General features: G+C 60.9%; 18 protein-coding genes. 11 read left to right on the forward strand and 7 right to left on the reverse strand.

Going from position 1 to position 21,696, the window contains the following annotated elements; translation table 11 throughout:
- The first annotated feature begins 75 nt into the window (after positions 1-75).
- The 4 genes from HKD27_RS04025 (at position 76) to HKD27_RS04040 (ending at position 2,982) form a co-directional block, all read left to right on the forward strand.
- Positions 76-321, forward strand: coding sequence for a transposase (locus HKD27_RS04025; protein ID WP_197436597.1), 246 nt, complete (start codon positions 76-78; stop codon positions 319-321).
- Positions 276-671 (forward strand): IS5 family transposase, encoded by a 396-nt coding sequence (locus HKD27_RS04030; RefSeq protein WP_197436598.1) that lies wholly within the window; start codon positions 276-278, stop codon positions 669-671. Before HKD27_RS04025 ends, HKD27_RS04030 begins: the two co-directional genes overlap by 46 nt.
- Before the next feature lie 209 nt (positions 672-880).
- Positions 881-2,179 (forward strand): anthranilate synthase component I family protein, encoded by a 1,299-nt coding sequence (locus HKD27_RS04035; RefSeq protein ID WP_370544237.1) that lies wholly within the window; start codon positions 881-883, stop codon positions 2,177-2,179.
- Complete coding sequence (locus HKD27_RS04040) at positions 2,176-2,982, forward strand: aminotransferase class IV (protein ID WP_194688792.1); 807 nt, start codon at positions 2,176-2,178, stop codon at positions 2,980-2,982. The genes HKD27_RS04035 and HKD27_RS04040 overlap by 4 nt, the downstream gene beginning before the upstream one ends.
- A 163-nt stretch (positions 2,983-3,145) precedes the next feature.
- Here HKD27_RS04040 and HKD27_RS04045 read toward each other — a convergent pair whose 3' ends face one another.
- Complete coding sequence (locus HKD27_RS04045) at positions 3,146-4,222, reverse strand: putative zinc-binding metallopeptidase (protein WP_194688791.1); 1,077 nt, start codon at positions 4,220-4,222, stop codon at positions 3,146-3,148.
- A complete protein-coding gene (locus HKD27_RS04050) occupies positions 4,209-5,099 on the reverse strand; it encodes a transglutaminase family protein (RefSeq protein ID WP_194688790.1) in 891 nt (296 codons plus the stop codon). The genes HKD27_RS04045 and HKD27_RS04050 overlap by 14 nt, the downstream gene beginning before the upstream one ends.
- A gap of 399 nt (positions 5,100-5,498) precedes the next feature.
- On the opposite strand from HKD27_RS04050, the gene HKD27_RS04055 reads away from it, so the two are divergent.
- Positions 5,499-6,929, forward strand: coding sequence for a circularly permuted type 2 ATP-grasp protein (locus tag HKD27_RS04055; protein ID WP_228518353.1), 1,431 nt, complete (start codon positions 5,499-5,501; stop codon positions 6,927-6,929).
- On the forward strand, positions 6,911-7,960 hold the full coding sequence (locus HKD27_RS04060; RefSeq protein ID WP_193363836.1) for an alpha-E domain-containing protein: 1,050 nt from the start codon (positions 6,911-6,913) through the stop codon (positions 7,958-7,960). The genes HKD27_RS04055 and HKD27_RS04060 overlap by 19 nt, the downstream gene beginning before the upstream one ends.
- Here the strand turns inward: HKD27_RS04060 and HKD27_RS04065 are convergent.
- A complete protein-coding gene (locus tag HKD27_RS04065) occupies positions 7,947-8,768 on the reverse strand; it encodes a DeoR/GlpR family DNA-binding transcription regulator (protein WP_194688788.1) in 822 nt (273 codons plus the stop codon). The genes HKD27_RS04060 and HKD27_RS04065 overlap by 14 nt on opposite strands.
- Positions 8,768-9,556 (reverse strand): triose-phosphate isomerase, encoded by a 789-nt coding sequence (locus tag HKD27_RS04070; protein ID WP_194688787.1) that lies wholly within the window; start codon positions 9,554-9,556, stop codon positions 8,768-8,770. Before HKD27_RS04070 ends, HKD27_RS04065 begins: the two co-directional genes overlap by 1 nt.
- A gap of 313 nt (positions 9,557-9,869) precedes the next feature.
- Here HKD27_RS04070 and HKD27_RS04075 point away from each other — a divergent pair, with 313 nt between their 5' ends.
- From HKD27_RS04075 to HKD27_RS04085, 3 genes are all read left to right on the forward strand, one after another.
- Positions 9,870-10,349, forward strand: a complete 480-nt coding sequence (locus HKD27_RS04075) for a YbaK/EbsC family protein (RefSeq protein WP_062497783.1) — start codon at positions 9,870-9,872, stop codon at positions 10,347-10,349.
- A gap of 20 nt (positions 10,350-10,369) precedes the next feature.
- The gene (locus HKD27_RS04080) at positions 10,370-11,566 is read left to right on the forward strand and encodes a DUF2075 domain-containing protein (protein WP_194688815.1); all 1,197 of its coding nucleotides are present in this window, start codon (positions 10,370-10,372) and stop codon (positions 11,564-11,566) included.
- A gap of 74 nt (positions 11,567-11,640) precedes the next feature.
- The gene (locus tag HKD27_RS04085) at positions 11,641-12,765 is read left to right on the forward strand and encodes an SMP-30/gluconolactonase/LRE family protein (protein ID WP_194688786.1); all 1,125 of its coding nucleotides are present in this window, start codon (positions 11,641-11,643) and stop codon (positions 12,763-12,765) included.
- A 21-nt stretch (positions 12,766-12,786) separates the two neighbouring features.
- On the opposite strand, the gene HKD27_RS04090 is transcribed toward HKD27_RS04085, so the two are convergent.
- Positions 12,787-13,086, reverse strand: a complete 300-nt coding sequence (locus HKD27_RS04090) for a hypothetical protein (protein ID WP_155723295.1) — start codon at positions 13,084-13,086, stop codon at positions 12,787-12,789.
- A gap of 300 nt (positions 13,087-13,386) precedes the next feature.
- Here HKD27_RS04090 and HKD27_RS04095 point away from each other — a divergent pair, with 300 nt between their 5' ends.
- Complete coding sequence (locus HKD27_RS04095) at positions 13,387-18,624, forward strand: Hint domain-containing protein (protein ID WP_194688785.1); 5,238 nt, start codon at positions 13,387-13,389, stop codon at positions 18,622-18,624.
- A gap of 55 nt (positions 18,625-18,679) precedes the next feature.
- Here the strand turns inward: HKD27_RS04095 and HKD27_RS04100 are convergent, their stop codons facing one another.
- Entirely contained in the window at positions 18,680-19,087 is a 408-nt protein-coding gene (locus HKD27_RS04100; protein ID WP_194688784.1) for a tautomerase family protein, read from the reverse strand.
- A 144-nt stretch (positions 19,088-19,231) separates the two neighbouring features.
- Complete coding sequence (locus tag HKD27_RS04105; RefSeq protein WP_062457941.1) at positions 19,232-19,621, reverse strand: helix-turn-helix domain-containing protein; 390 nt, start codon at positions 19,619-19,621, stop codon at positions 19,232-19,234.
- Positions 19,622-19,822: 201 nt separating this feature from the next.
- Here HKD27_RS04105 and HKD27_RS04110 point away from each other — a divergent pair, with 201 nt between their 5' ends.
- On the forward strand, positions 19,823-21,193 hold the full coding sequence (locus HKD27_RS04110; protein ID WP_194688783.1) for an NAD-dependent succinate-semialdehyde dehydrogenase: 1,371 nt from the start codon (positions 19,823-19,825) through the stop codon (positions 21,191-21,193).
- The last annotated feature ends 503 nt before the right edge of the window (positions 21,194-21,696 follow it).

The raw sequence follows: 21,696 nt of genomic DNA on the forward strand, positions 1-21,696 counted from the left end.
TAGGTTCTGTTGACAAAAGGTCTTCCCAGACTGGCTTGGACGTGATTCAAAGCTGGTCTTTGCGGAGACCTGTAGATGCGTGGTGACCTGACGGACGAGGAATGGGCGATCATTGGCGGCCTGCTGCCGCCTGAACGTGGCCGTTGGTCACGCCCGGCACAGGATAACCGTCTGTTTCTCAACGGAATGCTTTATGTCCTGCGTGTGGGTTGCCCATGGCGGGATATGCATGAGCGCTACGGAAAATGGAACCCGGTCCATGTGCGGTTCCGTCGATGGGCCGAGCAGGGTGTCTGGGACGCCCTCTTGGCTTTGAACTGACGGGCGGTGAAATTTCTGACTACTCCGGCACTGATGCCCTGCTGGACCTGTCGGTCGTGACACCGCGCCGACTTCTGGCCGATAGGGGATATGACAGTGACAGGATACGGGAGAACCCGCTTTTTCGAGGTATTCTTCCTGTTATCCCGCCGCGTTCAAACCGCACAGAGGATATCCCCTGCGACTTCCGTCGCTATCGGGATCGCAACCGTATCGAGCGGATGTTCAACACGCTGAAGCAGTTTCGCCGTATCGCAACCCGCTATGACAAGACGAGAAAATCGTTCCGCGCCTTTCTCAACCTCGCCGCAGCCAAGTTGTGGCTACCATCTTTTGTCAACAGAACCTAGGTAGCTCGACCTCAATATATAGCTGGCCATCGTGGCTACCCCTTTTTGATCTTTTCTTGACCCCTTACGGCAATATGCTGAAGAGAGTGTCCTCATCTGGACAGATGACTGGAGGTTCCGACGGCCCGTTCTGATGTCTGGCCTCTTTTCAGGCACCAGCATGACATAGAATCAGGATATTTCCCCTGCCCACCATCGAAATCCCCTGGATATCTCCCGATTCAGCTCTATCGACCATGTCGACCCACCGTTGGGCCGCGTATCTCGATAGTGGGGGAGCGGAAACGAATGGCCGAGCCCGATGGTCCTTTCTCTGCCTTTCTCCTACCGAGACCCTTGAATATCATGCCGGTGATCTTCGCAGGAATGGCGCGTCAGCCCATGGCAATGTCTGGGACCATTTGCGGAACATGACTTCGACCGGCTCGGCTTCCCGACTGGCAGAAGGGAATCCAGTTCCCTTCACTGGAGGGATTGTCGGCATGATTGCCTATGAAGCCGGTCTGAATCTGGAGAATGTTTCTTCCCGACACAGCTCTCTGACACCCACGTTCATAGCGGCATCCTTCAACGATGTGCTGGCTTTCGATCGGCATGAAAAGCGTTGCTGGTGGAGCAGCCAGGCAGGACATCCCGCACCGGACCTGTCCCAGGCCCGACTTTCCTGCAAAACGCCCTCCATCCGTTTTCGACCGGAACAGTCCCGCGAGACATGGACGGACGCTGTTCGGAAAGTCATTGCGTTCATCAAGGCAGGGGACATCTTTCAGGCCAATCTGACCATGCGATGGTTTGCAGAACGTACAGATGATTTCGATGAACTGGCTGCTTACCAGGCGCTGCGAGACACTTCACCCGCCCCATTCGGAGCATATCTGAAGACCCCCGCTTTTTCCCTGCTCAGCGCGTCAGTTGAACGTTTCCTTTCGCTCTCGACGAAAGGACTGATCGAGACACGTCCCATCAAAGGGACTATTTCTCTAGGGATGACTGCAGCGGAAACAACCCACAATATGCGGCTCCTGGCATCGGACGAAAAGGAACTGGCTGAAAACCTGATGATTACGGACCTGATGCGTAATGATATCGGTCGTGTCTCAAGGATTGGTTCTGTCTGTGTCCCCCAGTTGTCACAGGTCGAACAATTCCCGCATGTGCTGCATCTGGTGTCAGCGATCCAAGGGCAGTTACGCCCGGAATTGGAGGCCGTCGACCTGTTGAAGGCCACACTTCCGCCCGGCTCCGTTACGGGCGCACCGAAAAAACGCGCCATGGAAATCATCGATCTGCTGGAAACGTCTCCCCGCGGGGCTTATTGTGGCAGCCTTTTCCGCATTGGACATGACGGTGGAATGGACAGTTCCGTTATCATCCGCAGCATGTCCAGAGTAGACAATCTGCTCGCCATCGGCTCCGGTGGAGGCATTACCGTGCTATCGGATCCGTTACGGGAATACGAGGAAATGCTTCTGAAAGTGGCCCCGATCCTGAAGGCCTTCGAGGAATGAACGATCTCGTATGGCTCGACGGACGAATTCTGGACACAAGGAATGCCCGTATAGCCCCGACAGATCGGGGGTTTCTCCTTTCCGACGGACTGTTTGAAACCATACGCATTTCCAACCGTAAAGCGCCTCACTTGACACGACATCTGAAGCGGCTTGCAGAAGGGTGTGCAGTTCTCGGGCTTCCGGCACCGGCGCCGGCTTTGCTCCACAAAGCCGTGGCTGATCTTCTTGAAGCCACGGCTCTTGTGGACGGATCACTTCGCCTGACGGTCACGCGCGGCACCGGACCCCGTGGCGTCTTACCGCCCCACGTCCCGCACCCGACAATCCTGATACAGGCTGCCGCACCTCCCCCGAACATCCCGTCGGCCGTGAGTCTGGGGATTGGCCGTTACCAGAGGGATGGCACGTCCCCATTATCGCGCGTCAAATCTCTAGCCTTCCTGCCCTCCATTTTGAGCCGAATGGAAGCTGTTGCGGCGGGTCTGGATGATGCTCTTCTGCTAGGAACAACAGGCGCCATCGCCGAAGCCAGTGCAGCAAATATTCTCTTCCTGAATGAGGACAGTCTTTATACACCGCCTTTACATGACGGGGCGTTGCCCGGCACATCCCGTGCACGTCTTCTGGAAAAAGGCCTGTGCCACGAACGAAGCATATCACCAGAGGACCTCCCTGCCATAACAGGGGCATGGCTGGTCAATGCACTTTCCCTGACGCCGGTATCAGGTATTGATATTCACGAGATGTCCTTACATCCCGAAAAGGACCACCTGCTGCGGATGTTCCTGTTTCCTGACTAGGTCTTTTGTCAACGTGACCTAGCAGGAATGGCGCGGAAACGGGTTCGGATCAGTATCGGAAGTCGGAAGTTGATCGTTCCGGGACAACACTGGGCCCGATCCCGGAGGCGGCACGATATGCGCTGCGCAACCGGACGGCACGCGCCCTGAATAAACCCGGCCTTCAGGCCGGCTGGCTCTCACGGATCAGGCGGTGGATGAAGGCCAGCTTGTGCATGATCCCGGCCGTCAGCACGAACGGGTAGAAATCCGCCAGCCCCATGGAGCGGTTCAGACTGTTCACCGCATAGGTCAGCGGCAGCCAGGCCTGCATGATGTCCTCGAAGGACGCTTGCGTGTACGGGTCGCCCAGTGTGCGGCCCGAGGCGTGACCGATCCCCTGCACGCGCGGGTCCACGCTCACGCCGAACGCACAGGCCGTCTCCAGCGTGGAGACGATATGCAGGTAATGCGCCCAGGTCTCGGCAAAGTCCTCCCAGGGATGGGACGTGGCGTAGACGCTGACATGGCTGTCCTGCCAGTCAGGCGGTGTGGGGCTGTCGTAATAGACCTGGAGCGCCTTCTGGTAATCCGCGCGGTCATCCCCGAACACTGCCCGGCACTCATCGAGCCGCCCGGCGTCGCGCACCAGAACGTTCCAGTAATAATGTCCGATCTCGTGCCGGAAATGCCCCAGAAGGGTGCGGTAATATTCCCCCATCTCGACGCGCATGCGCTCACGCGACGCATCATCGGCTTCGCGCATGGCGATGGTGATGACGCCGTTGGCATGTCCGGTCATGACGGAGGATGAGCCGTCCGGCGCGTCGTCGAGGAAATCGAACACCAGTCCGTTTTCGGGGTCCTGACGCCGGTCCTTCAGCGGGAGTTTCAGCCGCAGCAGCGTGTAGAACAGGCGGTGCTTGGCGACCTCGATCTTCCGCCAGCGCTCAAGATTTCCGGGGATGTCGAGGTTCGGGATCGTCCGGTTGAACCGGCAGGCCAGACAGAACGACCTGCCCCCTGTCGCACCCGGTGTCGTCAGCCAGTTGCAGACGTCATCGTCATGATTGGAACAGTACAGGACCTGCTCGTGCTTCACCAATGGCGCCAGCGGGTGCCACAGCCGGTCCCCGGCCGGGTCCAGCGCCGTCAGCAGCGACTGTTCGGGCAAATAGCCGACGGCGTGGCGGCAATGCTCGCAGACCGTATTTTCAAAAAAGAGAATCTGGCCGCAGGACTGGCACTCAAAGAGCTTCATGGGATCGCATTACACCGGGTTGCCCGATCATCGCCAGTTCCGGGGCCAGTTCCGGGGCCTCGCGCCCGGACAGAAGGGGCTCCGCGTGCATCGTCACGTCGAACGTGGCGCGACAGCGGTCCAGCATTCCGGAAATGGGCGCGGCTTCCTCGGGCCGGCCGGTCACCGCCAGCGGAATGTGATGCTGCGCCACCACCAGCCCCGATGTCGTATCAAAGCCAACCCAGCCGTCTCCGGGGATCCAGGCTTCCGCCCAGGCATGAAGATCGCAGCTCAGGCCATCCGCCGTGTCCGACTGGATCAGATAGCCGGACACGAAGCGCGCCGAAAATCCCAGATGCCGCAGGACCGTCACCAGCAGCCACGCACTGTCCCGGCAGGACCCGCTTTGCCGCTGCAGCGTCTCTTCGGGCGTCCAGACCCCCGGCTCAAGCCGGCGCTGATAGGTCAGGCGCTCCGCCACGGCGCGGTTGAGATCCGCCACTGCTTCCGAGGTCTTTTCCGCTCCCGCCATCCGCCAGGATTCGACGAAGCGCGACATCTGCGCGCCGGCCGCGTCCACATCGCGATAGGCGGTACAGACCGGCGCTTCCGCAAGCGCGGACAGGGTTGGCCGGGCGCCCAGATCCACATCCATGCGGACCGAAACGTCGAAGCCCGTCACACGCTCCGGAACCCGCACTTCCGCTACCCGGTTGCCATAGGCGTCCTGCCGCCAGGTTACATCCGCGTTCTCCGGGGAGACCTCCAGCGCATAATCGCGGATCGCGGATCGCACCTGCGGTACGGGGCACAGACGCACGGTCTGACGCCCCAGGAAGACGGGCCGGTCATACTGATATCGGGTCTGGTGGCGCAGTATGACGCGGGAATTCATGCTCAGGAGGCCCTGTGGAAACGGTTTCAGATACTCGTATTCAGACACGTGATTTTCGGGCCATCCCGTTCCGGCAACCATTGGGTCTGACAGCAGTCGAAACATTACCCTATCAGTCTTCCCGGGAACCGCAACAATTTCCGCCGGACTTTTCCCGATCCGTCCAAATGGAAAATTTCACGCTTGGCAAAGCGCTGGAATCTTGCTCCGTTAATAAAATATCGTAATGAACCGGCACGGCTGATCGGGTTTTCCATCGGCACAGGGTCGGCGATGAACAGGGTTGTGAGGCAGAGAATGAACAGGCCGGTTTTGCAGTCTCCCAGTCCCGCCCCCGTCAGTGCTCCTCCAGCCAGTGCTGCCCCGGCTTCCGGCGCTTCTGCCAAAAGTGCGGCCGGGATGTTCGCCGCCTATGACACGCCGGATTTCTTCTGCGAACTCATGAACCGGACGGATGTGCTCCCTCCGAGCCTTCAGACCGTTCGTGACCGTCTCGCGGGGTTCGATCTTGCCGAACTGCGCCACCGCACCAATACGGCGGAAGCGCAGCTCTATCGTCTGGGCATTACTTTCACCGTCTATTCCGACCGCGAAGCGATCGACCGCATCCTGCCTTTCGACATGATCCCGCGTGTCCTTACGGCTGCGGAATGGGATCATATTGATCGTGGCGTGCAGCAGCGCGTCAAGGCGCTCAATCTGTTCCTGCGGGACATCTATCATGAGCGCCATGTCCTGCGGGACGGCATCATCCCTGCCGATCTGGTGCTCAACAATCCGAATTACTGCGAAGCGATGGTCGGCGTGCGCGTGCCCGGCGACGTCTATGTCCATATCAACGGGACCGATCTGATCCGCGACCGCAGCGGGCGTTTCATGGTGCTCGAAGACAATGCCCGCACGCCATCGGGTGTGTCTTATGTCATTGAAAACCGGCACATGATGCTGCGGCTGATGCCGGATCTGGCGTCGGGCATGCCTCTGCGGTCGGTGGAGGAATATGGGCTGAGGCTGCACCAGACGCTGTGCGAGGTCGCACCAGAGGGCGTGAGCGATCCGCAGGTCGTGCTGTTCTCGCCAGGCATTTATAATTCTGCCTATTTCGAGCATGTTTTTCTGGCGCGCGAGATGGGGGTGCCGCTTGTTGAAGGGCGGGATCTGATCGTTGAGAACCACCGCGTCTATATGCGGACCGTCGCAGGACTTCGCCCGGTCCATTCGATCTACCGCCGCCTCAACGACGAGTTCCTGGACCCGCTGGCCTTCAACCCCGACAGCATGCTCGGCGTGCCGGGTCTTGTGGAAGCCTATCGGCGCGGGAATGTCACGCTGGCCAATGCGCTGGGAACAGGTGTAGCGGATGACAAGGCCGTTTATGCCTATATGCCGCGTCTTATCCGTTACTATCTGGGCGAAGATCCCATTCTCGACAGCGTGCAGACCAATATCTGCGCCGAAGAGGAAGGTCTCGCTTACACGCTGGCCAATATGGACAAGCTGGTCATCAAGCCGGTTGGCGAGTCCGGCGGTTATGGTCTGCTGATCGGCTCGCAGGCCACGCAGACCGAACTGGACGAGTTCCGCACCAAGCTGCTGGAGGACCCGTCCAACTATATCAGCCAGCCTGTCATTGATCTGTCCGTCTCCCCGACGCTGTGCCCCAGCGGGGTCGAGGCGCGGCATGTGGATCTCCGGCCGTTCGCCCTGACCGGACACAACACATGGGTTCTCCCCGGCGGACTGTCCCGCGTAGCCCTGCGCAAGGGCTCGCTGGTCGTCAATTCCTCTCAGGGCGGCGGCTCGAAAGATACATGGGTGATGGCCCGATGACACAGACCGGCACACGTTTTCCCGCCATGCTCGCCAATCTGAACATGCTGCTGTCGCGCTATGGCGAGAGCATGATGTGGCTTGCCCGCTACATGGAGCGGATCGAGAATCTCGCCCGTCTTCTGGAAGTCACGGAAGCCTTCGTCCGCAACCCCGATGGCAGCCCTGGCTGGGATTCCATTCTCCAGATCAATTCGGACGAGGAACGCTACGCCGCGATCTATCCCCTGCCCGCGACGGAAGAGAACATCCTCGCTTTCTACATTACGGAAAGTGCGAACCCGACCTCCATCCGCGCCATGGCGCACATGGTCCGCGAGAATGCACGCTCGGCGAGGCCGCTGATTTCCACCGAGATGTGGATGCAGCTCAATGTCTTCACCCGGAGCATGATGGAGCTCTCCACCCCCGACATCCGGCGCAACGGGTTGTCCGGGCTGTGCAACCGCCTCAAACAGGACTGTCAGACGCATTTCGGCGTCACGGAAGGCACGCTGTACCGCGATCAGGCCTGGCTGTTCTATCTGCTGGGGAAATATCTCGAGCGTTCCGACCAGATTACCCGTCTGATCGACATCCGCTACCATACGCTTCTGCCCGGCGGTGAAACCTCGGGGTCGCAGATGGATATCACGCAGTGGGGGTCTGTCCTGCGCTCCGCAGCGGCGTATCACGCGTTCCGGCGTCTGCAGCCCGTTACGACGACGCCTGCCAATGTGGTGGGATTCCTGCTCAAGAATGAGGGTTTTCCGCGCTCCCTGATGCTCAATCTGCGGCAGGTGGACAACACGCTCAACGCGCTGTCCACCCATTACAACCTGCGCCATCAGTGCAGCCCGCTTCAGGAGCGCATCATCAATCTGCGCGCAACGCTTGAGGACCAGACGGCCGAGGACATCATTTCCCGCGGGCTGCATGAATACATGACCTATATCCAGGACCAGCTTGCGGCCCTGCAGGCGGAAGTCTCGGTCACATTCTGGCCCGCGGCCCCGGTCATGACGCGCGAGGAGACGCTCACCCCGCAGTAAGGGCATTCTCCACGGGCGGGGACACGGCCGCGATCTTCAGCGTTACGCCCGCGTCGCGCAGCATTGCGGCGTAAGCGGGATCGATGCCGTCATCGGTGATGACCACGTCGAACTCGGAAAGTAACGCCAGCCGGCTCATGGCCGAGTTGCCGAACTTTCCGCTGTCCACCAGAAGCACGCGGGCGTCCGCCACCGCCATCAGGGCCTGCTTGGCGCGGATGACTTCCTCGACCTGATGATAGGCCGTCAGGCCGTGGATGGCGGCAGCGGAGACGAAGGCCAGGTCGATGCGCATGGACATTACGCTCTGTTCGCAGACCATTCCCACGAAGGCTTCGAATGTGGGGCTGTATCGTCCGCCCAGGCCGATCAGGCCGAGCGTCTCGCAGGCTCCCAGACGCGTGCCGAGCCCCAGGCTGTTGGTCACGACCGTCAGCGGCGCGATGGCGGAGAGGCTGTCTGCCATCGCCCGCACCGTTGTGGAATCATCGAGCGCCACCGTATCGCCCGGGCTGATCAGGGAGGCCGCGAGCGCGGCGATGGCCTGTTTCTGCGCAACGGCCTGCCGCGCGCGGTACACCACGCTCCCCGATGAGCTTGCGCTCGGCAGGGCCGTGATGTCCGGCCCGATCCGGCGGAGCAAGCCCTGCGCGGACAGGGCCAGAAGGTCCCGGTTGATCGAGGCCCGGCTTAGCGAAAACCGCTCCAGCAGGTCCCCGACCGGCACCACGCCCCGCTCCGTGACATAGTCAAGGATCCCGCGCCGGCGGCCAGACAGAACCTGCCCTTCCACGAGCACGGCATTCATCAGGCATCCACCCTGGCAGAGACCAGCGTGCTGACGCTGTCGATCAGTTTCATGAAATCCGCAGGCTCCCAGCCTGCGCGGCCGATCAGCACTCCGTCCACATCCGGCAGGGCGACATAGTCGCGGATATTGGCCTGCGACACGCTGCCGCCATAGAGCAGCGGGATCCGCACGGTGCTGTCGGGGCCGGTGATGTCCTGCATCACGGCGCGCAGTTTCATATGGATCTGCGACACGAACGGGGCTTCTGCCGGGCGGCCCGCCGCACCAATGGCCCAGACCGGCTCATAGGCGATCAGAACCCGTGCGAAATCCTCCGCAGACACGCCGTGCAGCGCGATTTTCGCCTGCCGCGCCAGCGTTTCCTGCGAGACCCCGAACTCGAACTCGTCCAGCGTATCGCCGATGCAGACCAGGGGCGTCAGACCATGCCGCAAAGCCGCACGAACCTTGCGGTTCACCGTCCAGTCCGTCTCGCCGAAATGCTGACGACGCTCGGAATGGCCGAGCACCACCATGGACGCGCCGCATTCGGCAATCATCGGCGCGGAAATCTCCCCGGTCCAGGCGCCACTGTCTTCCCAGAACATGTTCTGCGCACCCACGATCATCGGGCTGTTCTGAAGGACTGCGCTCACGTCTTTCAGGGACGTAAAGGGCGGATTCACGAAGGTCCGAACGCCCTCGGGGGGACGAAAGGCCGCAAGGGCCCGGGCCGCCGCAACGGCTTCGGCGGGGCCCTTGTTCATTTTCCAGTTCGTCCCGATCCAGACGGTCTTCTGATCCACGGTTAACCTCACGACAGGGTTTCAACTGGCCGGGCACTCATGCCGATTCTCCCGGATCCCGACTTCTCCGGAATATCTTTAACGCTAAACCATAACAGAAAAAATGGCACCCGTCCCATGAATAACGATACATCTCTCCGCCCCTGAAACAGGGCCCGGGGCGGGGATGCTCCCTGAGTAAAGCGTCGTGTTGCCAATCCGGTTCCAGGCCTCCATATAGATGTCAGAATATTGCAGGTCCTGCCGGGACGGATCCTGACCGGTTTCAGCCGCCCGGCCTGTGGAGACCTGTTTCTGGCAACGGAGCGCTCACATGACCCGCGAAACAGCTGCAACGGCCTTTCTGGCAGGGAAAAACATCCCCTTCAGCGTCCATGATTACGAATATGCCCCCAATGGCGGGCTGATCGGGATGCAGGCGGCCGAGGCCATCGGCGTGGCGCCCGAAGACGTGCTCAAGACGCTGGTGGTCGAAGTGGACAAGAAGCAGCCGGTCTGCGTGGTGGCCCCGGCTCATCAGCGGATGAACCTGAAGAAGGTCGCGGCGCTGTTTGACGGGCGCAATGCGCGGATGATGAACCCCGAGAAGGCGCAGGAACTGACAGGGTTCCAGTCCGGCGGGACCAGCCCGTTCGGCTCGAAAACGCCGATCCCCGTGGTGATCTCGCAGGACGCCATGCCGCGCGAGCATGTCTATATCAATGCGGGTGGTCAGGGTTTTGTCGTGCGGATCACGCCGGCGGATGCCCAGCGCGCCACGGATGCCAAAGTGGCTGATATTGCCGCGGACTGAGCCGCGTGACCGCTTCCCCCATGGCACTGGACAATGCCGCGACGCACAAGCTCTCCCCCGAGCTTGCGCTGTCCGGGCCGCAGACGGAGCTGCTGCATCGGGTGGTGTCGTTCTGCGAGCGGCATCAGTCGGATAACAGCGCGCTTTTCGTCATCGAGGGTGCGGCGGGCACGGGGAAAAGCGTTGTCCTGAACGCGATCTTCAATACGCTCCAGACCCGGGCGCGGAGTGGCGCGGCGGATGATCCGCTGCGTGGTCTGCGGAACATGGTGATCGTCAACCATCCGGAGATGCTCAAGCTCTATCGCAATATCGCGGCCACCATGCCCAACCTGCGCAAGAGCGATTACGAACGCCCGACAACGTTCATCAACAAATCCGCCAAAACCGGGAAGCACGCGGATATCGTTCTGGTGGACGAGGCGCATCTGCTGCTGACGCGGCCGGACCGTTACAACCATTTCGCGCAGCAGAACCATCTGGAAGAAATCCTGCGCTGGGCGCGGATCGTGGTGGTGGTGTTCGATCCGTTGCAGGTCCTGAAGTTCAAGAGCCACTGGTCCACCGATCTTCTGGAGAGTTTCCGCAAGGGCCGTCCTTCGGAGACGTTCCATCTCGACACGCAGTTCCGCGTTTCGGCCAGTCCCGCGACATGTTCATGGATTGATGCGCTGGGCCAGGGCGAGATCCTGCCGCGTCCGAAAGATCCGTCTTTTGAGCTGCGGATTTATGACGACTGCGCAAAGCTCTATGCGGATCTGTGCGCATGCAATGCGAAATACGGTCTGTGCCGCCTGCTTTCGACCTATGATTATCCCTACACGCTCAACGGTGAGGATCATTTCATCACCGAAGGCGATTTTCGCCTGCGCTGGGACCGTTCCCTGCCGAGCGAAAAACTGCCCTGGGCCGAGCGTCCGGATACGATCGACGAGGTGGGGTCCGTCTATACGATCCAGGGGTTCGATCTGAATTATGCGGGCGTCATTCTCGGGCCGTCGCTGTTCTATGATGCAAAGAATGACCGGATCGGGGTGCGGCCGGAGCGTTATGAGGACAGCGCGGCGTTTCAGGGACGCGACGGGATTGCGACGCCGGAAGAGGCGAAGAAGCGCGTCATGCTCAATGCGCTGAATGTCATTCTCACACGCGGCATCCACGGGCTGTTCCTGTATGCCCATGATCCCGCCCTGCGTGAGCGCCTGCTGCGAACCTGACCTCTGCACTCGCGTTTGCGTGAGTTGTCATCATGCAGCCGCTCTGGTCCTGTGCGGCAAAGGAGATTTCAACCATGCCCCGTCAGACACTTCTGGCCCTTACTTTCAGCGCCGGTCTCGCAGCACTGTCGGCTGCGTCCTCTGCCCTCGCCGCCCAGACGGTGGATAAGGGCACGCTCCCTTCGGGCAATGTGCAGATCATCGGGCGGTTTTCCAACGCCCAGCCGTCCGGCATTGCGGTCCTGCCAGACGGGCGCCTGGTGCTGGGCTTTCCGCGCAGTGCGCATGAACATTCCGGGCCGCGTCTGGCGCTCTATGCCAATGGCAGGCTGACGCCCTTCCCCGATGCGGCCGCGCAGGAGCAGTTTGTCTCCCCGCTTGGCATGACGGTTGATGCGAAGGGGCAGCTCTGGGTTCTGGATGAAGGCATGGTCGCGGGAACGGGGACTGTTGCGGGCGCACAGAAGCTCTTCCGGATCGATCCCGCCAGCGGGAAGATCGCGCAGGTCATTCCGCTGGGGGCGCCGGCCCTGCTGCCGGACAGCCACGTCAATGACGTGCGGATCGATCTGACGCATGGTGCGGCGGGGGCGGCGTTCATCACCGATACGTCCACGGATGTGCATCCGGCGCTGATCGTCGTTGATCTGGCGACGGGGCATCAGCGGCGTATTCTGGCCGATACGGTTTCCGTCATGCCGGTTCAGGGTTTTGTTGCCGTGATGGACGGTGTTGCGGGGCGTTATGATCCGAACCATGCCGTGGTGCCGCAGGGTGGTGTGAACGGCGTTGCCATCAGCCCGGACCAGCAGACGCTTTACTGGCAGCCGCAGACCAGCCGCCGTCTCTATTCCGCGCCGACCGCCGTGCTGTCCGATCCGAAAGCCAGCGAGGCGACGCTCGAGCGGGCCGTGAAGGATGAGGGCGAAACCGGTATGGGCGATGGCATGGCGACCGGGCCGGACGGGTCGCTCTACATCACGGATGATGAGCGTCATGCCATCCTGCGCCGCAAGCCGGATGGCGAAATGTCCGTTGTGGCCCATGATCCGCGCATGACCGAGCCTGATGGCCTGACCTACGCCAATGGCGCGCTGTACGGCACGATCGGGCAGTGGGCGCGGCTGCCGGTTTTCCATGGCGGCAAGGACCTTGAAGTCATGCCGTATATCGTTGTGAAAATCGCCCCTCTGGACTGAGGGCGCGCAACGCCGGGGGCTTCACCAGCCTTCCGGCGTCAGCCCCATCCCGCCCGTACCGGTTCCGGTCATGGTCCCCAGACCGGACTGCAAGCCGGACTGGGGGCCAAGGCCGTAATTCCCCCCGCCGCCAAAACCTGTTCCGACACTGACGGCGCCATGGATCTTGTGGTCCGACCTGGTGGTGTCTTTCTGGTTGTCCGAACCGCTGGTCGCGAGGGGGCGCAGCAGCGCCGAGCGGCTGTCGGCCGGTTGCGGGCGCGGATGGGAACATCCCGCCAGTCCAGCCAGAATCATCACGACAAAAATCCGCTGTGTCACACGCTGCTCCTTCCCGGACCGGGGCTGATACGGGGCGTCTGTCATAACCGACATGAACCGTTGGCACAGCAACGAACAATGACACAGATTTACGGCAACAGATCTCCCGGCATCAGAAACCATGCCGGAACGTGACACACAGGATCATATATTTGAAATACAAAGTAACATAATGAAGGTTATGTGATTCCTTTCGTATTTTAAATGAAACATATCGACTCTTTACTTCACATTCCTCCGAATAGGCGTTTACCGTTTAGTAACACTTACGGAAAACCCCTTTCGTCAGGATGATGTGCAATGGCGTCAAAGCTTCTCATAAATGAGTTCATGTTCAACCCAAGTGTAGCCGGTGATCCTGACGAATTTATTGAAGTAAAGGGCGATGCCAGCACGGATTACAGCGCCTGGTCCCTGATTGTCGTCGATGGCGACGGCACTGCGGCTGGCAAGATCGACAATGTCTTTACACTGGGAACCACGAACAGCGACGGTTACTGGGTTACGCCTTTCCAGACGAACACGCTGCAGAACGGCACGCAGACTGTTCTTCTCGTCAAGGATTTCACCGGCAAGGTCGGCGATGACCTCGATACGGCCAATGCGGGGACGTTCACATCCACCCCCTGGTCCGAAATCGGGGACACGATCGCCGTGTCCGATGGCGGCAAGGGCGATCCGACCTATGCCGGCGCGCCGGTCCTGACGGGTTCGATCATCAACGGCGCCTCGCGCATCCCCGACGGGACGGATACGGACAGCACCTCGGACTGGGTTGCGGATGATCCGTCCCTCGCCGGGATCGACGGCTATGGCACCGTTGCCGCGGCAGGCAAGGTTCTGGTCACGCCCGGTGCGGCGAATGACGGAACCTCTTCGGGGGGCAGCACCGGTGGATCGGGCGGTTCGGATACGGGGGGCAGCGGGTCTGGCGGCAGCGACACTGGGGGAAGCGGGTCCGGATCGGGCAGTGATACGACGACGCCGCAGGACCTGACGATCCAGCAGATCAATGGCACCGGCTATTACAGCCCGTATGCCAACACCTCCGTCATGACCACGGGCGTTGTGACGGCTGTGGACACGAATGGCAGCATCGGTTTCTGGATCCAGCAGACGAATGCCGACAAGAACACGGTCGGCAGTGCGGGCATCTTCATCTATGCGGGCAAGACGGCGACGCTGCCGACGGTAGGTGAGACCGTGTCCGTCACGGGGACGGTCACGAACTATTCCGGCACGTCGTGGAGCAAGTCCCTCACCCTGCCGGAAATCAACCTTGTCTCTTACACCGACACCGGCGCGGCCTATGTGAACGTCACGCCGACGGTTGTTGGCCAGGGCGGTCTGACGGTGCCGGCGGCGTCCTATCTGGGCGATCTGACGCAGGCGATCGATCTGAACAAGAGCACGGCCTCTCTCAGCCCCGACACCAATGCGCTCGATTTCTACCGCAACCTGATCGGGCAGGTCATTACGATCCATGATGCCGTGGCTGTTGGCGCCACGGCATCGAACGCGACCTGGGTCGTGCCCGATGGTGGCGATGGTCTGCTAACGCCGACCGGTGCGCTTCAGGAAACGGCCGACAGCGTCAATACGCAGCGGATCGAGCTTTATTATGACAGCGGTGTCACGCCGGGGTCTGCCATCAGTGCGGAAGTCGGGGACAAGCTCGGCGACATTACGGGTGTGCTGACCTATTATAATGGCGTTTATGAGCTGGTCCCGACCACGCAGGTCACGGTTGTGCATACCGACACGCCCGCGCCGGTCACGTCCCTGCACAAGGACGACCAGAACCTGCTGGTCAGCGACTACAACATCGAGAACTTCAACGCGCTGGACCCTGCGAATGCCGACCGTCTGAAGCAGGTCGCGCAGATCATCGTCAACAATCTCGACAGCCCGGACGTGCTGGCGCTTCAGGAAATCCAGGACGACAGCGGCACGACCAATGACGGGACCGTCAGCGCGGAACAGAACCTGGCGGCCATCGTCAAGGCCATCGCGGATGCGGGCGGGCCGACCTATTCCTGGGCCGAGGTGGACCCGACCAACAATGCCTCGGGCGGTGTTTCGGGCGGCAATATCCGCAGCGTCTTTCTGTACAATCCCGAGCGCGTCACCCTTGCCGCGCCCGTCACGACCATTGGTGACGAGGAACTGGCCAGCGGCACTTTCAAGAACACCCGCCTGCCGCTGGTCGGCACGTTCGAGTTCAATGGTCAGTCGGTCACGCTCGTCAACGTGCATCTGTCCTCGCAGGCCGGCAGCAGCGAGCTTTATGGTTCGACGCAGCCGCCCGTGAACCATGGCGGCACGACGGATACGGTCAACAACCGCATCGCCCAGGCGCAGTACATCACGAACTACGTCAACGGACTGCTGACCAGTGACCCGACCGCCAAGGTGGGCATCCTCGGCGATTTCAACGACACCGAATGGAGCGATGCCCAGCAGGTCTATGCCAATGCCGGCCTGACGGACATGAGCACCACGGAAGATCCGTCCAACCGCTACACCTATATCTTTGAGGGCAATGCGGAATCGCTGGATCACACGATCGGCAGTTCGGCTTTTGCCAGCGCCGGGAAGTTCGAGACGATCCACGTCAACACGGGATCGCTGACGGGCGAGTCCGATCATGATCCGTCCGTTACCCTGCTGGAAATGACGGATTACAGCGCAACGAACGGTGCGGCCCTGTCGAATGTCAGCCTGACTTCCGGGCAGACTGCCGCCGTTCACAGCGGCAGCGCGGCCTCCGGGATCACGGTCGGGGATGGCAGCCGTCTTGCCCTGTATGCGGGCAGCACTGCCAGCGGCATCAGCCTTGCCAGCGGAGCAAAGATCGATCTGCCGGAGATGGCCTGGTCCAGCGATGCCACCGCGACCCTGACGGATGCGTCAACACTCACCGTCACGAGCGGAAGCAGCACCTATGCGATCAGCCTCGACGGTTCGTATGACGCCGATTTCTTCAGCCTGGCCGCTGATGGGGCCGGTGGTACGATGCTGCTGGCGGAAGGCACGCCCTGCTATTGCCGGGGAACGCTGATCCTCACGGATCGTGGCGAAGTGCCTGTCGAGACGCTGCAGATCGGCGATCTGGTCCAGACGGCCACCAATGGTCTGCGCCCGATCCACTGGATTGGCCGCCGCAGCTATTCCGGCACGTTCGCCAATGGCAACCGCGATATCCTGCCGGTCGTGTTCCGTCGCGGATCGCTCGGGCATGATCTGCCGCATCAGGATCTGTCGGTGTCGCCGCTGCATGCGATGCATCTGGATGGTGTTCTGGTTTCGGCTGTCCTGCTGGTCAATGGCAGCACCATCGTGCAGGCCGAGCGCATGGATGAAGTGGCCTATTTCCATGTCGAACTGGAACAGCACGACATCATCATCGCCAACGGCACGCAGTCCGAAACTTTCGTGGACGATCATTCGCGCGGCATGTTCCACAATGCCGGCGAATATGACGTCCTCTATCCGGATGCCGCTACGGTGGCGGCCCGCTACTGTGCGCCGCGCGTCGAGGAAGGGGCACAGCTTGAGGCCATCCGCCGTCGCTTGAACCCTGCGGCCCGGAAAAGCACGGCATTGGCGCCGCTTGAAGGGTATCTGGACGTCGCCACCCACAGCCATGTCGGGGGCTGGGCCCGCGTGCCCGGCAGTGACCGGCCCGTGCGGCTGCAGATCGTCGATAACGGTGTGGTTCTGGGCGAGGTTCTCGCCGATCGCATGCGGGACGATGTCGGCAGTGCCTGCGGTTTTCATTTCGACATTCCGGGTGGCCTGTCCGCTGTAGAGCGTCATGTTCTGGAAATCCGCCGGGCCGATGATCATGCCGTGCTTGGCCATTGCCCCTGGATGATGGATCAGGCCGCGCAGCAGCCGCGCCAGGCCATTGTCGCGACCGTCCCCACCGCACCGCTGGACGGCTGCATCGATATTGCAACGCGCAACCGCATCGCAGGCTGGGTCTGCAACCCGGCCACGCCCGATGAGGCCGTGACGCTGCAGATCGTTGATAACGGTGCCGTTCTCGCTTCGGTCGTCGCCAACGGGCGCCGTCCGGACGTGGCACGCACCGGTCGTCCGGTACTGTGCGGCTTCGATGTCCTGCTGCCTGGTGGCCTGTCGCCCATGACGCGGCATGTTCTGGAGATCCGGCGCAGTTCTGACGGTGCGCTTCTTGGCGAGCCGCAGGTCATCGAACCGGCAAACGCTTTCGACGCCGACATGACCCGCAGTGTCGCGCGCGCCGTGGCTGCTGCTGCGGAGGATCAGGACGGCGATCAGGTCCTGTCCTTCCTGCTGGCACAGGTGGAAAAGCTCCGTCAGGGGCGCTCGGATGCCGCGAGTGGCACGGCGACGGCCACGTTCAATGCGGCCCTGCGTCGCCGTGGGCTGTCCGCGAAAGGCTCTGTCACGCGTAAACGGGCGCTGGTCATCGATGGGCAGCATCCGGACGCGAAACGCGATGCCGGATCACAGGCCATCCTGTCGCATATGGCGGCTCTTGAAGCACTCGGCTACGACGTCTGCTTCGTCGCCGCAGACCAGATGGACCGGGTGTTCCCACTGGACACGCTGCCCGGCGTCACCGTCCTCGGGCAGCCGTTCTTTGCGTCGGTGGAAGACGTGCTGCGGCGTCAGGCCAACAGCTTCGACGTCGTGTATCTGCATCGCGAGGACATCGCGACGCGCTACATGGCGCTGGTCCGCCGCAACCAGCGCAGGGCCCGCGTGCTGTACAGCGTCGCGGATCTGCACTTCCTGCGTCTTGCCCGTCAGGCCGCCGTTCAGGGACGGCCCGAACTGATGGCGCAGGCCAATCAGATCCGTGTTGCCGAATACAGGGCGGCCCTTCAGGCGGATGCTGTCCTGACGCATTCCGAAGCCGAGGCAGCCCGGCTTCGCAAGGATCTGCCGCAGGCGAATGTGCATGTCGTGCCCTGGGCCATTCCTGCGCAGAACGGTTCTTCCGTCCGTCGCGATGGCGTGGTGTTCGTTGGCAATTATGCCCATGCGCCGAACGCCGATGCGGCCCGCTGGCTGGTGGACGAGATCATGCCGGCCGTCTGGGCGGCTGATCCGACCATCTGCTGCACGCTGGTCGGAGCGGACATGCCCGAGAGCCTCCATGCGCTCACGGATGACCGCATCCGGGTTCTCGGACATACGCAGGATCTCGGCGCGGTTCTGGCGGCTCATCGCCTGAGCGTCGCTCCGCTGCGTTTCGGGGCGGGCATCAAGGGCAAGGTGATTGAAAGCCTCGCCTCCGGCCTGCCCTGCGTCATGACGCCGGTCGCGGCAGAAGGGCTCGCCCTTCCGGGTGCGCTTGAGGACCTCGTGCAGGGGGATGCGGCGGCTCTGGCCGCGCAGATTGTGGCCCTGCACAACAGCCCGGACCTGTCCGGACTGGTCGAAGCCGGTCAGGCCTTTGCAGACGAAGGCTACTCCAGCCGGGCTGTTACCACGGCGCTCGAACTGGCCCTCAGCGACAGGGCTGCGCTTCGGGAAGCCGTCTGAATCCGGCAGATCCGGACGGGTTTTTCCGTCCGGATTACGGATCATAGCGTTCCGGTCAGGACGCTTTGGGCGTGCCCAGCTTTCCGTTCAGGAACTGGGCTTCTCCATTGCCGAAGGACCAGTCGGCATCGGTGTTTTCGACGTAATTCACCATCACGTCGCTGGGGGCGATGCCGCATTTTTCGGACAGTGATTCGGTCAGGATACGGAAGAAGGCGGTCTTTTCCTCCACGCTGCGCGGGCGCGTCGTAATCGAGAGGATCATGACGTCATCGGTGCGGGGGATGCCCAGCCCCGTATCCTCGATCCGCACCCGGCTTTTCCTGTGTTCGTAAACAATCTGGTAGCGGTCACGGGGTGGCACATGAAACGCGTCGAGGACGGCCTGATGGGCCGTATCGAGGATTGCGGCCAGTTCCGTTTCGGAACGGCCTTCCAGCAGGTCAAAGCGGATGAGTGGCATAGGGTGTCTCCTGTCTTCAGGCAATAAAAACCGGAATCCAGAATGACGGCGCATCTGCGTGGGCAGGAAGTAAATTCATCCTGATCGTCCCAGGTAAGATTATTTGGGAACTACATCCGGCAGTTGCCGCAGAAATCTACCGGTTCATGCCGTGATTTGCGCAGACTGATCCTGTTTCAGTCTTTTTTCTCTTTCGGCGGAATGGGCATACTGGTCCCCCCATGTCTTGAGGGCCTGGATGACGGGTTTCAGGGTCTTTCCCAGATCCGTCAGCCGGTATTCGACATGCGGGGGGACGACCGGGAACACGGTCCGGGAAACGAGACCATCCGCTTCCAGTTCACGAAGCTGGTTGGTCAGCATGCGCTGCGTGACATTGGGCAGGCGGTGGCGGAATTCTCCGAAACGCAGCACCGGTTCTTCGAACAGATGATACAGGATCAGGGCTTTCCACTTCCCGCCGAACAGTTCGAGCGTGGCTTCGACTGTGCAGCCCGGACTACAGTTGAGGGTCGTGTGACGTGTTCGCGGCATGGTATCATTCCTGACACTAATGGCGGTTTATGTGCGTTCTTGCGCGGCAAAGTCAACGGGACAATCCTGAATGACAGGACAGAGAACATTTTCCTGTTTTAAACCCGGCCTGATCACCTGCTTTCTTTGCCCTGACCACACGTATTAGTGAAGAAGCGCCTGGCTACAGTTCCAGTTATTTCATGGAAAGGAAAAGCCGACATGATCGTCTATCAGACTCTTAATCCAACGACGGAAACCGTCGAACGCAGCTTTGACCTGCACACGCCGGCGCAGATGAAGGACATCACGGACCGTGCCGAGCATGTCTGGAAGACGGACTGGAAGCTGCGGAGCATTGCCCAACGCAAGGAGATCGTGTCCAGAGCCGCTGATCTACTGCGCCGGGACCGGCAGCATCATGCCAGCCTGATCGCCACGGAAATGGGCAAGGCCCTGCCCGACGCGCTTGAGGAAATCGACGTTACGGCTGATATCCTGTCGTTCTATGCAAACGGCGCGGAAGAGTTTCTTGCTCCCACGCCTCTCAAGGTGAAGACCGGCCAGGCGAAAATCATCAACCAGCCGCTCGGGATCATTTACTGTATCGAGCCCTGGAATTTCCCGTATTACCAGCTGGCGCGTGTCGCGGGCCCCAATCTCATGGCGGGCAATGTCGTCATTGCCAAACATGCCCCCAACGTGCCGCAATGCGCCCTGGCGTTTGAGAAACTGTTTCACGACGCAGGCGCGCCCGTCGGGGCCTATGCCAATATTTTTCTGGATAATGACCAGTCCGCAGAACTCATCAAAGATGAGCGGATCCATGGCGTGGCACTGACGGGAAGTGAACGCGCCGGTCAGGCCGTGGCGGCTCAGGCGGGGGCTGCGCTCAAGAAGGACACGATGGAACTGGGCGGCAGCGATGCGTTCATTGTGCTTGATGATGCCGATCTTGAGCTGGCCATAAAATGGGCCGTCTGGGGACGGTTTGCCAATAACGGACAGGTCTGCACTGCGGCCAAGCGCATGATCGTGCATGAGAAGGTTTACGATGCCTTTCTCGATGGGCTCAAAGCCGCCATCACCCGTTTCCGGATCGGGAACCCGCTCGACGAAGGGACGACTCATGGTCCGATGAGCAGTCTGCGGGCAATGGAACTGGCGCTCGATCAGACGGCGGAAGCGGTCAAGGGCGGCGCGACGCTTGTGGCCGGCGGCAAGCGGATGGACCGCAAGGGGTTCTTCATGGAGCCGACCATCCTGACGGATGTGTCAAAGGACAATCCAGTCTTTTATCAGGAGATCTTCGGCCCGGTGGCGGTTGTCCACAAGGTCGCCTCCGAGCAGGCCGCGATCGACCTGGCCAATGATTCGCCTTACGGGCTTGGGGGTGCGGTTTTCTCACGGGATATCGCGCGCGCGGAAAAGGTCGCCGAGCAGGTCGAGACCGGCATGGTCTTCATCAACACGGCCACTGCCGCCGCACCGGAACTCCCCTTCGGCGGGATCAAGAACTCCGGCTTCGGACGGGAACTGTCCTTCCTCGGCATCGAGGAATTCATCAACCGCAAGCTTGTCCGGATCGGATAAGCCACTTCGGGCATCTGTCACGTCAGACAGGTGCCCGACAAGCCGTTCCTGTCCGGGATGTCCGGAAAGGCAGCTAAAGGACACTGATTTTAAAGAATGAGCTGACCTGGTGGAGAGAGTTGGATTCGAACCAACGTAGGCGTACGCCAGCGGATTTACAGTCCGTGATTTTACCCGCAGAAAACTGCCATTTCTTTTATTATCAATGACTTATTGTCGGCACATGGTGGCATGAATCGGCTGGAATTGGCACAAATCGGACTTCGATTGGCACAAAATGGCACAAGGAATGGCACAGATAGAGGGGGGTATTCACCCGACTTGACAGCCTGTGCCGAATTGTGCCAACGAAAGAGGGTATCGAACGCGGCTGATGTTAAACGCATCCCGCCGAGCCTGTGCAAGGACTAGATACACTAGGAGACCGGTACTCACTCAGCGGCATCAAGGATGCCCATACGTGCCCCATGAGCGGCAGCGGGGTGAGAGAGGCGCTTAGGGCG

It is taken from the genome of Gluconobacter sp. R75690, assembly GCF_015244525.1.
Taxonomy (GTDB): domain Bacteria; phylum Pseudomonadota; class Alphaproteobacteria; order Acetobacterales; family Acetobacteraceae; genus Gluconobacter; species Gluconobacter potus.

Excerpts from the sequence above, each read along its gene's own strand:
- HKD27_RS04095 (WP_194688785.1), top strand. The coding sequence starts at position 13,387 with ATGGCGTCAAAGCTTCTCATAAATGAGTTCATGTTCAACCCAAGTGTA.
- HKD27_RS04040 (WP_194688792.1), top strand. The coding sequence starts at position 2,176 with ATGAACGATCTCGTATGGCTCGACGGACGAATTCTGGACACAAGGAAT.
- HKD27_RS04025 (WP_197436597.1), top strand. The coding sequence starts at position 76 with ATGCGTGGTGACCTGACGGACGAGGAATGGGCGATCATTGGCGGCCTG.
- HKD27_RS04075 (WP_062497783.1), top strand. The coding sequence starts at position 9,870 with ATGACCCGCGAAACAGCTGCAACGGCCTTTCTGGCAGGGAAAAACATC.
- HKD27_RS04045 (WP_194688791.1), bottom strand. The coding sequence starts at position 4,222 with ATGAAGCTCTTTGAGTGCCAGTCCTGCGGCCAGATTCTCTTTTTTGAA.
- HKD27_RS04080 (WP_194688815.1), top strand. The coding sequence starts at position 10,370 with ATGGCACTGGACAATGCCGCGACGCACAAGCTCTCCCCCGAGCTTGCG.
- HKD27_RS04055 (WP_228518353.1), top strand. The coding sequence starts at position 5,499 with ATGTTCGCCGCCTATGACACGCCGGATTTCTTCTGCGAACTCATGAAC.
- HKD27_RS04060 (WP_193363836.1), top strand. The coding sequence starts at position 6,911 with ATGGGTGATGGCCCGATGACACAGACCGGCACACGTTTTCCCGCCATG.
- HKD27_RS04110 (WP_194688783.1), top strand. The coding sequence starts at position 19,823 with ATGATCGTCTATCAGACTCTTAATCCAACGACGGAAACCGTCGAACGC.
- HKD27_RS04030 (WP_197436598.1), top strand. The coding sequence starts at position 276 with ATGGGCCGAGCAGGGTGTCTGGGACGCCCTCTTGGCTTTGAACTGACG.
- HKD27_RS04085 (WP_194688786.1), top strand. The coding sequence starts at position 11,641 with ATGCCCCGTCAGACACTTCTGGCCCTTACTTTCAGCGCCGGTCTCGCA.
- HKD27_RS04065 (WP_194688788.1), bottom strand. The coding sequence starts at position 8,768 with ATGAATGCCGTGCTCGTGGAAGGGCAGGTTCTGTCTGGCCGCCGGCGC.
- HKD27_RS04105 (WP_062457941.1), bottom strand. The coding sequence starts at position 19,621 with ATGCCGCGAACACGTCACACGACCCTCAACTGTAGTCCGGGCTGCACA.
- HKD27_RS04050 (WP_194688790.1), bottom strand. The coding sequence starts at position 5,099 with ATGAATTCCCGCGTCATACTGCGCCACCAGACCCGATATCAGTATGAC.
- HKD27_RS04100 (WP_194688784.1), bottom strand. The coding sequence starts at position 19,087 with ATGCCACTCATCCGCTTTGACCTGCTGGAAGGCCGTTCCGAAACGGAA.